Genomic DNA, 13,769 nt, shown 5'->3' with positions numbered 1-13,769 from the left:
ATCTCCCATAACCCAGCAGCTTAAGGTACAATTCCCGGCTATTTTTCGGCGGGCGTCCGGCTCGCAGCCTTTTCGAGTGTTGACCCGTGAGTGATTTGAGTCATATCCGCAATTTCTCCATCATCGCCCACATCGACCATGGCAAGTCGACGCTGGCTGACCGTTTCATCCAGATGTGCGGTGGCCTGTCGGCGCGCGAGATGGAAGCCCAGGTGCTCGATTCCATGGACCTGGAGCGTGAGCGCGGTATCACCATCAAGGCCCACAGCGTCACCCTTCACTACAAGGCGCAGGACGGCAAGACCTACCAGCTGAACTTCATCGATACCCCCGGCCACGTCGACTTCACCTACGAAGTTTCGCGTTCGCTGGCGGCCTGTGAAGGGGCACTGCTGGTGGTTGACGCCGGTCAGGGCGTGGAGGCCCAGTCCGTAGCCAACTGCTACACCGCCATCGAGCAGGGCCTGGAGGTCATGCCGGTCCTGAACAAGATGGACCTGCCCCAGGCCGACCCGGACCGCGTCAAGGACGAGATCGAGAAGATCATCGGTATCGATGCCACCGACGCCGTGGCCTGCAGCGCCAAGAGCGGTATGGGCGTTGACGAGGTGCTCGAGCGCCTGGTGCACACCATCCCCGCGCCAGAAGGTGAGATCGATGCACCGCTGCAAGCGCTGATCATCGACTCCTGGTTCGACAATTACCTGGGTGTGGTCTCGCTGGTGCGTGTGCGCCAGGGCCGCGTCAAGAAAGGCGACAAGATCCTGGTCAAGTCCACCGGCAAGGTGCACCTGGTCGACAGCGTCGGTGTCTTCACCCCGAAACACACCCAGACCGCTGATCTGAAAGCCGGCGAAGTAGGCTTCATCATCGCCAGCATCAAGGACATCCACGGTGCCCCGGTTGGCGACACCCTGACCCTGTCCTCGACCCCTGAGGTCGAGGTGTTGCCAGGCTTCAAGAAAATTCAGCCGCAGGTCTACGCCGGCCTGTTCCCGGTCAGCTCCGACGACTTCGAGGATTTCCGCGACGCTCTGCAGAAGCTGACCCTGAACGACTCCTCGCTGCAGTACATGCCGGAAAGCTCCGACGCGCTGGGCTTTGGCTTCCGTTGCGGTTTCCTGGGCATGTTGCACATGGAGATCATCCAGGAGCGCCTGGAGCGCGAATACGACCTGGACCTGATCACCACCGCACCCAGCGTGATCTATGAGCTGGAGTTGAAAACCGGCGAAACCATCGTCGTCGACAACCCGTCCAAGCTGCCTGACGTCTCGGCTGTAGCCGACTTCCGCGAGCCGATCGTCACCGCGACCATCCTGGTTCCGCAGGAGCACCTGGGCAACGTCATCACCCTGTGCATCGAGAAGCGTGGCGTACAGCGCGACATGCAGTTCCTCGGCAGTCAGGTGCAGGTGCGTTACGACATGCCGATGAACGAAGTGGTGCTCGACTTCTTCGACCGCCTCAAATCCACCAGCCGCGGCTATGCTTCGCTGGATTATCATTTCGATCGCTACCAGTCGGCCAACCTGGTCAAGCTGGACGTACTGATCAATGGCGACAAGGTCGATGCCCTGGCATTGATCGTGCACCGCGACAACGCGGCCTACAAAGGCCGTGCGTTGACCGAGAAGATGAAGGAACTGATCCCTCGGCAGATGTTCGACGTAGCGATCCAGGCAGCCATTGGCGGCCAGATCATTGCGCGGACAACCGTCAAGGCGCTCAGAAAGAACGTACTGGCCAAGTGCTACGGCGGTGACGTCAGCCGTAAGAAGAAGCTGCTGGAGAAGCAGAAGGCCGGTAAGAAACGCATGAAACAGGTGGGCAATGTGGAAATTCCACAAGAAGCCTTCCTCGCCGTGCTCAGGTTGGATAGCTAGGTCCTATGTCGCTAAATTTCCCGCTGTTGCTAGTCATCGCCGTCTTCATCTGCGGTCTGCTGGGCTTGATCGACCTGCTGTTCCTGGCCCCGCGCCGGCGTGCGGCAATCGCCAACTATCAGGGCAGCGTCAGCCAGCCTGAGATGGCGGTGGTCGAACGGCTGAACAAGGAGCCGTTGCTGGTCGAGTACGGCAAGTCGTTCTTCCCGGTGCTGTTTATCGTGCTGGTGCTGCGTTCGTTCCTGGTCGAGCCGTTCCAGATTCCTTCGGGATCGATGAAACCGACCCTGGAAGTGGGCGACTTCATCCTGGTGAACAAATTCTCGTACGGCATTCGCCTGCCGGTGATCGACAAGAAGGTCATCGAGGTCGGTGACCCGCAACGCGGGGATGTGATGGTGTTCCGCTACCCGAGCGACCCGAATGTCAACTACATTAAGCGTGTGGTTGGCCTGCCGGGCGACGTAGTCCGTTACACCAACGACAAGCGGCTGTTCGTCAACGGCCAGCCCGTTGCCGAACAACTGGTGGGCAGCGAGCCGGGTACCCTGGGCAGTGCTCAGCTGTACAAGGAAAAGCTCGGCGCGGCCGAACACCTGATCCGCAAGGAAATGAGCCGTTATCGCATGCCGCCGGACCAGCAGTGGACCGTGCCTGCGGGCCATTACTTCATGATGGGCGACAACCGCGACAACTCCAACGATAGCCGTTTCTGGGATGACCCGAACATTCCCAAGGAACTGCACGGCATGGTTCCGGACCGGAACATTGTCGGCAAGGCCTTCGCGGTGTGGATGAGCTGGCCAGAGCCCAAACTCAGCCACTTGCCCAACCTGTCGCGGGTTGGCCTGATCCATTGATACCCATCGGCGCTGTCCAGCAGACAGCGCCGAATGCATTTCTGACATAGGCTGTGTTCTCAGGGATCGGGAGATTCGCCACACATCAATCGGCGGACCACAGCCAAACAGTCTTTCAGGATGTTGATTTGAACAACGCGTTGAACAACGATCGGGTGGCCGCATGAGTGCTTCCCTTGCCGGTCTGGAGCGAAAGCTCGGTTACACCTTCAAGAACCAGGACCAGATGCTCCTGGCACTGACCCATCGCAGTTACGCCGGGCGCAACAATGAGCGCCTGGAGTTCCTCGGTGACGCCATTCTCAACTTCGTTGCCGGCGAAGCGCTGTTCGAGCGTTTTCCGCAGGCTCGCGAAGGCCAGTTGTCGCGGCTGCGTGCGCGGTTGGTCAAGGGGGAGACCCTGGCCCGTCTGGCCCGTGGTTTTGATCTGGGCGATTACCTGCGCCTGGGTTCCGGAGAACTCAAGAGCGGCGGCTTTCGCCGCGAGTCGATCCTGGCCGACGCCCTGGAGGCACTGATTGGTGCCATCTACCTGGACGCTGACATGGACACCGCCCGGGAGCGCATTCTGGCCTGGCTGGCCGATGAGTTTGAAGGCCTGACACTGGTCGACACCAATAAAGATCCGAAAACCCGCCTGCAAGAGTTCCTGCAGTCGCGCAGCTGTGAGCTGCCGCGTTACGAAGTCGTGGATATCCAGGGTGAACCACACTGCCGGACCTTCTTCGTCGAATGCGAAGTGGTACTGCTGAACAACAAGAGCCGTGGTCAAGGCGTTAGCCGGCGTATTGCCGAGCAAGTCGCCGCCGCGTCTGCACTGATCGCCCTGGGCGTGGAGAATGGCAATGACTGATAGCAACCCGACCCGCTGCGGCTACGTAGCCATTGTTGGCCGTCCCAACGTCGGCAAGTCGACCCTGCTCAACCACATCCTGGGCCAGAAGCTGGCGATTACTTCGCGAAAGCCGCAGACCACCCGCCACAACATGCTCGGCATCAAGACCGAAGGTGATGTGCAGGCCATCTACGTCGATACCCCCGGTATGCACAAGGCCAACGACAAGGCCCTGAACCGTTACATGAACCGCAATGCCTCGGCGGCCCTCAAGGACGTCGACGTGGTGATCTTCGTGGTCGACCGTACCAAGTGGACCGACGAGGACCAACTGGTTCTGGAGCGCGTGCAATATGTGACCGGCCCGCTGATCATCGCGGTCAACAAGACCGACCGTATGGAAGAGAAAGCCGAGCTGATCCCGCACCTGCAGTGGCTCCAAGAGCAACTGCCGAACGCCGAGGTGATGCCGATTTCCGCGCAGCAGGGGCACAATCTCGAGGCGCTGGAGGCACAGATCGCCAAGCACCTGCCCGAGAACGATCATTTCTTCCCCGAAGACCAGATCACCGACCGTAGCAGCCGCTTCCTGGCCGCCGAACTGGTGCGCGAGAAGATCATGCGCCAGTTGGGTGCGGAGTTGCCGTACCAGATCACCGTGGAGATCGAGGAATTCAAGCAGCAGGGCCATGTGCTGCACATTCACGCGTTGATCCTGGTTGAACGCGATGGCCAGAAGAAAATCATCATTGGTGACAAGGGTGAGCGCATCAAGCGCATCGGTTCCGAGGCGCGCAAGGACATGGAAGTGCTATTCGATTCCAAGGTCATGCTCAACCTGTGGGTCAAGGTAAAGGGCGGCTGGTCCGACGACGAGCGCGCCCTGCGTTCGCTGGGCTACGGCGACCTGTAAGCCGCGCGCTGGTCCCTGTAGGGGCGGCCTCGTGTTGCGATAGGGCCGCGCAGCAGCCCCGGCGATTTATGCTGCAAAGCTAAAAATCTGGGGCCGCTTTGCGGCCCTTTTCGCGACACAAGGCCGCTCCCACAAGGGCCAGTGCAACCCTCGGCGCGAGTGATTTTTAATGGAACAACCTGTCGGCCAGCCAGCCTATGTGCTGCACAGCCGTGCCTATAAGGAAACCAGCGCGCTGGTGGACTTTTTCACCCCGCAGGGCCGCATGCGCGCCGTGCTACGTCGCGCGCGGGGTAAGGGCGGTAGCCTGGTGCGGCCGTTCGTCCTCCTGGAGCTAGAGCTGCGGGGGCGCGGCGAGCTGAAGAATGTCGGCCGCATGGACAGCAGCGGCATCGCCGCCTGGCTGCATGGCGATGCGCTGTTCAGCGGTTTGTACCTGAATGAGTTGCTGATGCGGCTGCTGCCCGCCGAAGCACCGTTTCCGGCCATTTTCGAACACTACACCCTGACCTTGCAGGCCCTGGCTGAAGGCCGCCTGCTGGAACCTCTGCTGCGTTCGTTCGAATGGCGGCTGCTTGATGAGCTCGGGTATGCGTTTTCATTGAGCCAAGACGTCAACGACCAGCCGATCGCCGCCGACGGCCTGTATCGCCTGCGCGTGGATGCCGGCCTGGAGCGGGTCGAGCTGTTGCAGCCCGGCCTGTTTCGCGGGATCGAGTTGCTGGCCCTGGCTGAAGCCGATTGGGACGCACCTGGCGCCTTGCTCGCTGCAAAGCGGCTGATGCGCCAGGCACTGGCAGTTCACCTGGGGGCAAAACCGCTGGTCAGCCGGGAACTGTTTCGCAAGCGCTGATCAGGACGTATGCTGTTGGGCTCAATCTTCAGGAGAGCCTTTCGTGACTCACAGTAACCGCATGCTTCTTGGCGTAAACATCGACCACGTGGCGACCCTGCGCCAGGCCCGTGGCACGCGCTACCCTGACCCGGTCAAGGCTGCCCTGGACGCCGAGGAAGCAGGCGCCGATGGCATCACCGTGCACCTGCGTGAAGACCGCCGGCACATCCAGGAGCGTGACGTTGTGCTGCTCAAGGATGTGCTGCAGACCCGCATGAACTTCGAGATGGGCGTCACCGAAGAGATGATGGCCTTTGCCGAGAAGATTCGCCCGGCGCACATCTGCCTTGTACCCGAAACCCGTCAGGAGCTGACCACTGAAGGTGGCCTGGATGTGGCAGGGCAGGAAGCGCGGATCAAGGCTGCAGTCGAACGGCTGGCGCGTACCGGTGCCGAGGTGTCGCTGTTCATCGACGCCGACGAACGGCAGATCGAGGCCTCGCATCGGGTTGGCGCACCGGCCATCGAGCTTCACACCGGCCGTTATGCCGATGCCGAAACCCCCACCGAAGTGGCTGAAGAGCTCCAGCGGATCGTCGAGGGTGTGGCGGTTGGCGTGGGGCATGGGCTGATCGTCAATGCGGGTCACGGGCTGCACTACCACAACGTCGAGGCGGTGGCGGCGATCAAGGGTATCAATGAGCTGAACATTGGCCATGCATTGGTGGCGCATGCCTTGTTTGTCGGCTTCAAGGCTGCTGTGGCCGAGATGAAGGCGCTGATCGTGGCGGCTTCGCGCTGATTGTTGGTCGCCTGTACCGGCCTCTTCGCGGGCTTGCCCGCTCCCACAGGTACCCACAGGCCTTGAGGCTGTGCACCCCTGTGGGAGCGGGCAAGCCCGCGAAGAGGCCAGCACAGGCGGCCGATCACTCGGCAGGAAACACCAGGGTAAACCGGGTAGGCCCCAGGGGGCAGCTGCTGACCTCGACCCGCCCGCCATGCAACTGCATGATCGACTTCACGATCGCCAACCCCAACCCGGTCCCGCCCTCCAGCCGCGAACGCCCCGAACCTACTCGGTAAAACCGCTCGAACAAGCGCGACTGGTGCTCTGCAGGCACACCCGGCCCCTGGTTCTCCACGGATAGCCTGACTTCGCTGCCCGAGCGCTCGATGCGCAGAGCCACGGGTTTACTCTCGGGACTGTGCCGTATGGCGTTGCTCAACAGGTTCGACAGTGCCCGCTGAAACATCAGCCGGTCTCCCAGCGCTGTCCCCCAGCCCTGAACACGTAGCTCAATTTCTTTCAGCTCGGCACTGTAGGCAAACAGCTCGACAACCCGCGCTGCCTCGTCGGACAGCGCCAAGGGTTTCAACGCAACCTGCGTATGCGGCTGGCTGACCTGGGCAAGAAACAGCATGTCGTTGATGATGCGGTTGAGCCGGGTTAGCTCTTCGATGCTGTCTTCAAGCACTTCCCGATAGTTGGCGTTGTCCCGCTCACGGGCCAGTGTCACCTGCGCCTTGCCCATGAGGTTGCTCAACGGTGTGCGCAGTTCATGGGCCAGGTCGTCAGAGAACTGCGACAGCTGCCTGACACCTTGGTCGAGTCGATCGAGCATCACGTTGATACTGCCGGCCAGGTCTGCCAGTTCCTGCGGCAGGGCGGTAGCGGGCAGGCGATGCTGCAGGTCCTGGGCCGACACCTGCCCGGCAATGCGCCGGAAGTGCCGCAATGGTTTCAGGCCGCGCTGCATCAGCCACCATGCCCCCGCACCAATCAAAACCAGTAGCAGTGGCAAGGCGAGCAACGTCGAGTGCAGGTAGGCTTGCAGCAGGGCGTTGTCGTCGGCGCGGTTGAGCGACATCATCACCTTGACAGGGGTGTTGTCGCGCAGGCGCATCAGCCGGGTAACGGTGAGGATCTGGTTACCGCCGCTGTCACGCCAGGCGTGAAAGGCCAGACGCGCATCGGTGTGCAGTTCACCGACCCGCGATTCCAGGGCCGGGCCGAGGCTGAGCAGGTGGGGGTGGCGGCCGTCGAGAGCCAGCACACTGAGGCTTAGGTTGTCATGCCCCATCACCAGGTCCAGCAGTGGATGGGCGCGGCTGCCCAGGTCCTCGCTGCGCAGGTCGACACGCAGGTTGTGCTCGACCTGAAGCATCTTGCGCGCCAAATCCTTGCGCGCGCGGCTGTCCAGTTCGTGATCCAGGGCAAACACGGCCAGGCAGGCCAGCAGCAGCACCAGTGCGGCGCCCATCAATGTCACGCTCAGGCCCAGGCGTAACGACAGGCTGGCGTTTTTCAAAGGCGAGCCTCAAGTACGTAGCCCACACCACGCAGGGTATGGATTAGCTTGTTGTCGAACGGGTCGTCGATCTTCGCCCGCAGGCGCCGGATCGAGACCTCGACCACGTTGGTGTCGCAGTCGAAGTTCATGTCCCACACCAGCGAGATGATTTGCGTGCGCGACAACACTTCGCCAGTCTGGCGCATTAGCAGGTGCAGCAGGGCGAACTCCTTGGCGGTCAGGTCGATGCGCTGCCCGGCGCGGTAGGCGCGGTGGCGGCCGGGGTCCAGTTCCAGGTCAGCGACGCGCAGGGTGCTGGGCTGCAGTTGCTGGTCGTTGCGGCGTAGCAGGCTGCGGATGCGCGCCAGTAGCTCAGGGAACTCAAAGGGCTTGAGCAGGTAGTCATCCGCGCCCAGGTCCAGGCCTTTTACCCGGTCGGCCAAGCGACCGTGGGCGGTCAGCATCATGATACGCGTGGCCGATTCGGCACGTAGCCGCTGTAGCACGGTCCAGCCATCGATTTCGGGCAGGTTGACGTCGAGGATGACCAGGTCATAGGCCTGTTGGCGTGCCAGGTGCAGGCCGTCGGTGCCTGTGTGGGCGCAGTCGACCACGTAACCGTTCTCGCGAAGGCCCTGTTGCAGGTAGTCGGCGGTACGCAGCTCGTCCTCGATGATCAGTAGGCGCATGGGGGGCTCGGTGTATTGAAAGGGGGCGATTCTTGACCCTGTAGTGACATCAGGGTCAAGCGCTCCAATGTTACGGCATGAAAAAAGGCCTGCGGTGCAGATAACGGATTTGTAATTCTGCTGTTATCTGGCTGTCTATTCGGGCCTCTTCGCGGGTAAACCCGCGCCTGTAGGAACGGGTTTAACCGCGAAGAGGTCCGAACAGTCCACACAAGGCCACATTGCAGGACTGTAATCCCCGCCTCACCTTGCCGTTAGCCAGCCCTCGCTAGGATGGCCGTGTCTGATCGGTTATTACGAGGCAAACACGATGAACCTGACCAAATACCTGCTGTTGGCCACCCTTGCCCTGGGCAGCGCCAGTGTTTATGCCGAGGGCGGTGCGGAGCGCTCGAAGCAGTTCTGGCAAGCCTTCCGCGAAGACCAGCAGCGACTGCATGGCGACAAGCAACAGGCTGTTGCCGAGCGCGAGCGCAAGGCGCAAGAGAAGGCGCGTGAGGTGGCCAAGGATTGAGGTAACGACACCTGCGCCGCGACGGCTCCTCGCCGCAGGTGTATTCAGGCGCCCCTGCGGGCGCCTTTTTTATTTGCGCGCCAGCAGGGTGGCGCGGCGTGGGGCAGGCAGGCCTTCGACGGTCTTGCTGTGGTCGTTCGGGTCGAGGAAGTCGCTCAGCGACTGGTAGCGCATCCAATCGGTGCTGCGCTGCTCCTCGACGCTGGTCACGCTCACGTCGACGCAGCGCACATCGCTGAAGCCGGCACGGCGCAACCAGCGGGCCAATGCCGGTACCGACGGCAGGTACCAGACGTTGCGCATCTGTGCGTAGCGGTCCTCAGGCACCAGCACCTGGTTTTCGTCGCCCTCGATAACCAGCGTTTCCAGCACCAGCTCGCCACCTTTGACCAGGCAGTCCTTGAGCGCCAGCAGGTGCTCGATTGGCGAGCGGCGGTGATAGAACACGCCCATGGAAAACACGGTATCGAAACCTTCAAGGTTGGCGGGCAGGTCTTCCAGGGCGAACGGCAGGTGCCAGGCCGGTAACTCCGGCAGGTATTGCTGCACGGCCTGGAACTGGCAGAAGAACAGCCAGTTGGGGTCGACCCCGACCACCATGTCTGCGCCGGCGCCGAGCATGCGCCATTGGTAGTAGCCATTGCCACAGCCCACGTCGAGTACGCGTTTGCCTTTGAGGTCCAGGTGCGGGCCGACCCGCGACCACTTCCAGTCCGAACGCCATTCGGTGTCAACGTGCACGCCAAACAGGTCGAATGGACCCTTGCGCCAGGGCGACAGGCCCATCAGTGCCTGGCGCATCTGCGCGCGGGTGGCGTCGTCGCAGTCGCAATCCAGACGCAACCCGTTGACCAGGTCGACTTCACTGGGTTGCAGGGCGGGCAGGGCTTCCAGCGCCCCGCGCCAGCGGTCGAGGTCACCGTGACCCTTTTCCAGCTTGGCGTCCAGTTGCGCTTGCAGGCCTTGCGACCAGGAAGCCAGGGGCGTGCCCGCCAGGCGGCGGACGAGGGGAGACAGATCGATCATGGCAGGGCTATCAACGAGGCGAAGTTAAGGCATTGGAACCAAGGCACCACTTTCGAGAAGCCGGCTGCGCGCAGGCGTTCCTGGTGGGTTTCGAGTGTATCGGGCTTCATCACGTTTTCGATGGCACTGCGCTTCTGGGCGATCTCCAGTTCGCTGTAGCCATTGGCCCGTTTGAAATCCAGGTGCAGTTCATTGAGCAGGTCCTGCGCTTGCTCATCGGCGAAGCGCAGCTTCTCCGACAGAATCAGCGCGCCGCCGGGCAGCAGCGCCTGGCGGATTCGCCCGAGCAGTTCAAGGCGCTGGTCAGGGGCAATGAACTGCAGGGTGAAGTTCATCGCCACTACCGAGGCCGGCTCGAAGGGCAGGGCAAGGATATCGGCCTCCAGCACGTGCACCGGCAGCAACTCCTGGAACATCGAATCTTGTGCAGTGAGGTACTGCCGGCAGCGCTCGACCATGGCAGCGGAGTTATCCACCGCGATTACCCTGCAGCCGTCGCTGCGCACATGGCGACGCAGCGACTGGGTAACGGCGCCCAGCGATGCGCCCAGATCGTACAGTGCGGTGCCTGGCTGGGCGAACCGGGCGGCCAGAACCCCGAGGTTCTCGACAATGGTTGGGTAACCGGGCACCGAGCGCTTGATCATGTCCGGGAACACACGTACGACGTCTTCGTTGAAGACGAAGTCGGGCACCTGCTCCAGGGGTTGGGAGAAAAGGCGGTCGGGTTGTTTGCTCACGGCGAATCCAGGCGGCTGGTGATAGGCAGGGGGCGCATTCTAGCCAAACCGCAGCCGGGATGCATGGTTGGCTGACCAGCGCTGTGCGTTCAATTGACCCGAATGGCGCAATCGAAGGTCTGCACCGGGCGCACTTCCGGGGCCCAGGGTTGCTGGTAGACCAATACCAGGTTCCCTTCGCCGGCAGCGCGGGCCTGGAAGCGCCAGGTCGACATGCCCGAGCTGCCGACGATACCGGTGTCTTCAGGCGCGCTGTAAACCTCGGGGCCAAGGCTTTGCAATACGTTGGGCGCCGGGTTCTGTAACAGCCAGCGGTAGCCGGTGGTGGGGTTGCTGGGCAGGGTAAGCGTGAGGACCTGACCGACCTGCAGGCGCTTTGGGCATTCGCTTTCGGCGTCCAGGTCAACAGGCTGCGAGGGTTGTTGAGCGCAGGCAGAAAGCAGGGCGAAGCTCAGGGGAACGAGCAGACGAGGAGAGGTCATGGTGGCTCCGAAGGCTGGCGATGGCCTGAGGATAACCGATGATCGAGGACATTTGTGTTGCCTGTGCCGGCCCTTTCGCGAGTAAGCCCGCGCCTGCAGGGGTAGCGTACCCGTGCAGGTGCGGGCTTGCCCGCGAAGAGGCCGGTACAGGCTAGAACAGCACTTTCGCCACGTCGGCAAAGCGCTTGGCGAAATGCACTGTCAGGCCTTCGCGCAGGTAGTCCGGCAGTTCTTCGAAGTCGCCGCGGTTGGGCTCCGGCAGGATCAGTTCGAAAATCTTCTGCCGCCGCGCCGCAATCACCTTCTCGCGCACGCCGCCAATCGGCAGTACCTGACCGGTGAGGGTAAGCTCGCCCGTCATGGCGACACCCTTTTTGGCAGGCTGGTCGCGGGCCAGTGAAAGCAACGCGCTGGCCATTGTGATGCCGGCACTGGGGCCGTCTTTGGGCGTGGCGCCTTCGGGTACGTGCAGGTGGATGAACGCTTCGTTGAAGAAACCTGGATCCCCGCCAAATTGCTTGAGGTTGGAGCTGATGTAGCTGTAGGCAATTTCGGCAGACTCCTTCATCACGTCACCCAGTTTGCCCGTCAGCTTGAAGCCGCGGTTGTGGGTGTGGATGCGGGTCGCCTCGATCGGCAGCGTGGCGCCGCCCATGCTGGTCCAGGCCAGGCCGGTGATAACGCCTTTGCCAGCCAGTACCTGCTCGCTGCGGAACACCGGTATCCCGAGTGCGGTCTCCAGGTCCTTGGTGCCGATCTTAAGTTTGGCGTCGGGGTTTTCCAGCAGCTTGACCACAGCCTTGCGCACCAGTTTGCCCAGTTGCTTCTCCAGCTGGCGCACACCGGCCTCGCGGGCATAACCGTCGATCACCAGGCGCAGTGCGCTGTCGCTGATGCTGAGGCTGGTCTTGGAAACGCCGGCCTTTTCCAGCTGCTTGGGCCACAGGTGGCGCTTGGCGATGGTCATTTTTTCTTCGGTGATATAGCCGGACAGGCGGATCACTTCCATGCGGTCGAGCAACGGCCCGGGTATCGAATCGAGGGTGTTGGCAGTGCACACGAACAGCACCTTGGACAAGTCCAGGCGCAAGTCGAGGTAGTGGTCGAGGAAGTCGACGTTCTGCTCGGGGTCGAGGGTTTCCAGCAACGCTGATGCCGGGTCACCCTGATAGCTCTGGCCCATCTTGTCGATTTCGTCGAGCATGATCACCGGGTTCATCACTTCGACGTCTTTCAGGGCCTGCACCAGCTTGCCGGGCTGGGCACCGATGTAGGTGCGGCGGTGGCCCTTGATCTCGGCTTCGTCACGCATGCCGCCGACGCTGAAGCGATAGAATGGCCGGCCGAGCGATTCGGCGATGGACTTGCCGATGCTGGTCTTGCCCACCCCGGGCGGGCCCACCAACAGCACGATCGAGCCGCTGATCTCGCCTTTCCAGGCGCCCACGGCGAGGAACTCGAGGATGCGCTCCTTGATGTCGTCGAGGCCAGCGTGGTACTGGTCGAGGACTTTGCGCGCATGTTTGAGGTCGAGCTTGTCTTTGCCGTACACGCCCCACGGCAGGGCGGTGGCCCATTCCAGATAGTTGCGGGTGACGGCGTATTCGGGCGAGCCGGTTTCCAGGATGGCCAGTTTGCCCATCTCTTCATCGATGCGCTTGCGTGCCTGGGGCGGCAGGGTCTTGCCTTCCAGGCGCTGTTCGAACTGTTCGAGGTCGGCGCTGCGGTCGTCCTTGGTCAGCCCCAGCTCCTGCTGGATGACCTTGAGTTGTTCCTTGAGGAAGAACTCGCGCTGGTGCTCGCCGATCTGCCGGTTGACCTCGGCCGAAATCTCGTTCTGCAAGCGTGCGACTTCCACCTCTTTGCGCAGCATTGGCAGTACCTTTTCCATGCGTTTGAGCATGGGCACGCAGTCGAGCACTTCCTGCAACTGGTTGCCGGTGGCCGAGGTGAGCGCGGCGGCGAAGTCGGTGAGCGGCGAGGGGTCGTTGGGGCTGAAGCGGTTGAGGTAGTTCTTCAGCTCTTCGCTGTACAGCGGGTTGAGCGGCAGCAGCTCCTTGATCGCGTTGATCAGTGCCATACCGTAGGCTTTGACCTCGTCGGTCGGCTCGGCGGGCTGGCGCGGGTATTCGACTTCGACCAGGTAGGGCGGGCGGTGGTGCTTGAGCCAGTTGCGGATACGCACCCGGGACAGGCCCTGGGCGACGAACTGCAATTTGCCGTTTTCGCGGCTGGCATGGTGCACCTTGACCAGCGTGCCGTACTGCGGCAGTGCCGAGGTGTCGAAGTGGCGGTGGTCTTCTGGCGGGGTGTCCATGAAGAACAGCGCCAGGCAGTGGTCCGGTGACTTGGCCACCAGGTCGAGCGTTTCGGCCCAGGGTTCTTCATTGACGATGACCGGCAGTACCTGGGCCGGGAAGAACGGGCGGTTGTGGATCGGGATGACGTAGACCTTGTCCGGCAGCTGCTGGCCGGGCAGGGCGAGGGCGTGGCCGGTTTCGGCCTGGAGGGTGTGTTCGACTTCGCTGTGTTCGTCCGGGTGTTCCGGGAAATCCTGCTGGTCGCTCATGGGGCACCTGCGTGAATGACTATGGTGCTTAGATGGGGCGGGAGGGGATGGGTTTCAATGGTATGGGAGTGGCCTTGTGTCGCGATTGGGCTGCGCCGCAGCCCCAGCATCCATCCAGCATTCTAGAGC

Annotated in this window: 13 protein-coding genes; 7 read left to right on the top strand and 6 right to left on the bottom strand. The window is 62.1% G+C overall.

Translation table 11 applies throughout. The features are described from left to right. Nucleotides 1-86: 86 nt before the first annotated feature. From lepA to pdxJ, 6 genes are all read left to right on the top strand, one after another. Nucleotides 87-1,886: a translation elongation factor 4 gene (gene lepA, locus AC3WLP_RS24625; protein WP_010952535.1), complete on the top strand. Its 1,800-nt coding sequence runs from the start codon at nucleotides 87-89 to the stop codon at nucleotides 1,884-1,886. A 5-nt stretch (nucleotides 1,887-1,891) separates the two neighbouring features. Next, on the top strand, nucleotides 1,892-2,746 hold the full coding sequence (lepB, locus tag AC3WLP_RS24620; RefSeq protein WP_003252057.1) for a signal peptidase I: 855 nt from the start codon (nucleotides 1,892-1,894) through the stop codon (nucleotides 2,744-2,746). 163 nt (nucleotides 2,747-2,909) lie between these two features. Continuing rightward, the gene (rnc, locus tag AC3WLP_RS24615; RefSeq protein WP_003252059.1) at nucleotides 2,910-3,599 is read left to right on the top strand and encodes a ribonuclease III; all 690 of its coding nucleotides are present in this window, start codon (nucleotides 2,910-2,912) and stop codon (nucleotides 3,597-3,599) included. Then, nucleotides 3,592-4,494 (top strand): GTPase Era, encoded by a 903-nt coding sequence (gene era, locus AC3WLP_RS24610; RefSeq protein ID WP_003252061.1) that lies wholly within the window; start codon nucleotides 3,592-3,594, stop codon nucleotides 4,492-4,494. Before rnc ends, era begins: the two co-directional genes overlap by 8 nt. A gap of 169 nt (nucleotides 4,495-4,663) precedes the next feature. Then, the gene (gene recO, locus AC3WLP_RS24605) at nucleotides 4,664-5,347 is read left to right on the top strand and encodes a DNA repair protein RecO (protein WP_088513343.1); all 684 of its coding nucleotides are present in this window, start codon (nucleotides 4,664-4,666) and stop codon (nucleotides 5,345-5,347) included. Nucleotides 5,348-5,408: 61 nt separating this feature from the next. Further along, nucleotides 5,409-6,131 carry a pyridoxine 5'-phosphate synthase gene (gene pdxJ, locus AC3WLP_RS24600; RefSeq protein WP_014754330.1) on the top strand — a complete coding sequence of 241 codons (723 nt, stop codon included), beginning with the start codon at nucleotides 5,409-5,411 and terminating at the stop codon, nucleotides 6,129-6,131. Between the two features lie 124 nt (nucleotides 6,132-6,255). Here pdxJ and AC3WLP_RS24595 read toward each other — a convergent pair whose 3' ends face one another. Both AC3WLP_RS24595 and AC3WLP_RS24590 read right to left on the bottom strand, forming a co-directional pair. Next, nucleotides 6,256-7,638: a heavy metal sensor histidine kinase gene (locus AC3WLP_RS24595; RefSeq protein ID WP_088513344.1), complete on the bottom strand. Its 1,383-nt coding sequence runs from the start codon at nucleotides 7,636-7,638 to the stop codon at nucleotides 6,256-6,258. Further along, the gene (locus AC3WLP_RS24590) at nucleotides 7,635-8,309 is read right to left on the bottom strand and encodes a heavy metal response regulator transcription factor (protein WP_003252070.1); all 675 of its coding nucleotides are present in this window, start codon (nucleotides 8,307-8,309) and stop codon (nucleotides 7,635-7,637) included. Before AC3WLP_RS24590 ends, AC3WLP_RS24595 begins: the two co-directional genes overlap by 4 nt. A gap of 310 nt (nucleotides 8,310-8,619) precedes the next feature. Here AC3WLP_RS24590 and AC3WLP_RS24585 point away from each other — a divergent pair, with 310 nt between their 5' ends. Then, on the top strand, nucleotides 8,620-8,823 hold the full coding sequence (locus AC3WLP_RS24585; protein WP_003252072.1) for a hypothetical protein: 204 nt from the start codon (nucleotides 8,620-8,622) through the stop codon (nucleotides 8,821-8,823). Nucleotides 8,824-8,892: 69 nt separating this feature from the next. On the opposite strand, the gene cmoB is transcribed toward AC3WLP_RS24585, so the two are convergent. From cmoB to lon, 4 genes are all read right to left on the bottom strand, one after another. Then, nucleotides 8,893-9,849 carry a tRNA 5-methoxyuridine(34)/uridine 5-oxyacetic acid(34) synthase CmoB gene (gene cmoB / locus AC3WLP_RS24580; RefSeq protein WP_004575433.1) on the bottom strand — a complete coding sequence of 319 codons (957 nt, stop codon included), beginning with the start codon at nucleotides 9,847-9,849 and terminating at the stop codon, nucleotides 8,893-8,895. Continuing rightward, nucleotides 9,846-10,589 (bottom strand): carboxy-S-adenosyl-L-methionine synthase CmoA, encoded by a 744-nt coding sequence (gene cmoA / locus AC3WLP_RS24575; RefSeq protein ID WP_004575434.1) that lies wholly within the window; start codon nucleotides 10,587-10,589, stop codon nucleotides 9,846-9,848. The genes cmoB and cmoA overlap by 4 nt, the downstream gene beginning before the upstream one ends. Nucleotides 10,590-10,678: 89 nt before the next feature. Further along, entirely contained in the window at nucleotides 10,679-11,071 is a 393-nt protein-coding gene (locus AC3WLP_RS24570) for a protease inhibitor I42 family protein (RefSeq protein WP_003252079.1), read from the bottom strand. A gap of 151 nt (nucleotides 11,072-11,222) precedes the next feature. Next, complete coding sequence (gene lon / locus AC3WLP_RS24565) at nucleotides 11,223-13,640, bottom strand: endopeptidase La (RefSeq protein WP_012053599.1); 2,418 nt, start codon at nucleotides 13,638-13,640, stop codon at nucleotides 11,223-11,225. Between the last annotated feature and the right edge of the window lie 129 nt (nucleotides 13,641-13,769).

The sequence above is a fragment of the Pseudomonas sp. FW305-E2 genome (assembly GCF_058782925.1).
The sequence above is the reverse complement of the archived record's forward strand: the minus strand, read 5'-3'. Positions and strand labels throughout refer to the sequence as shown.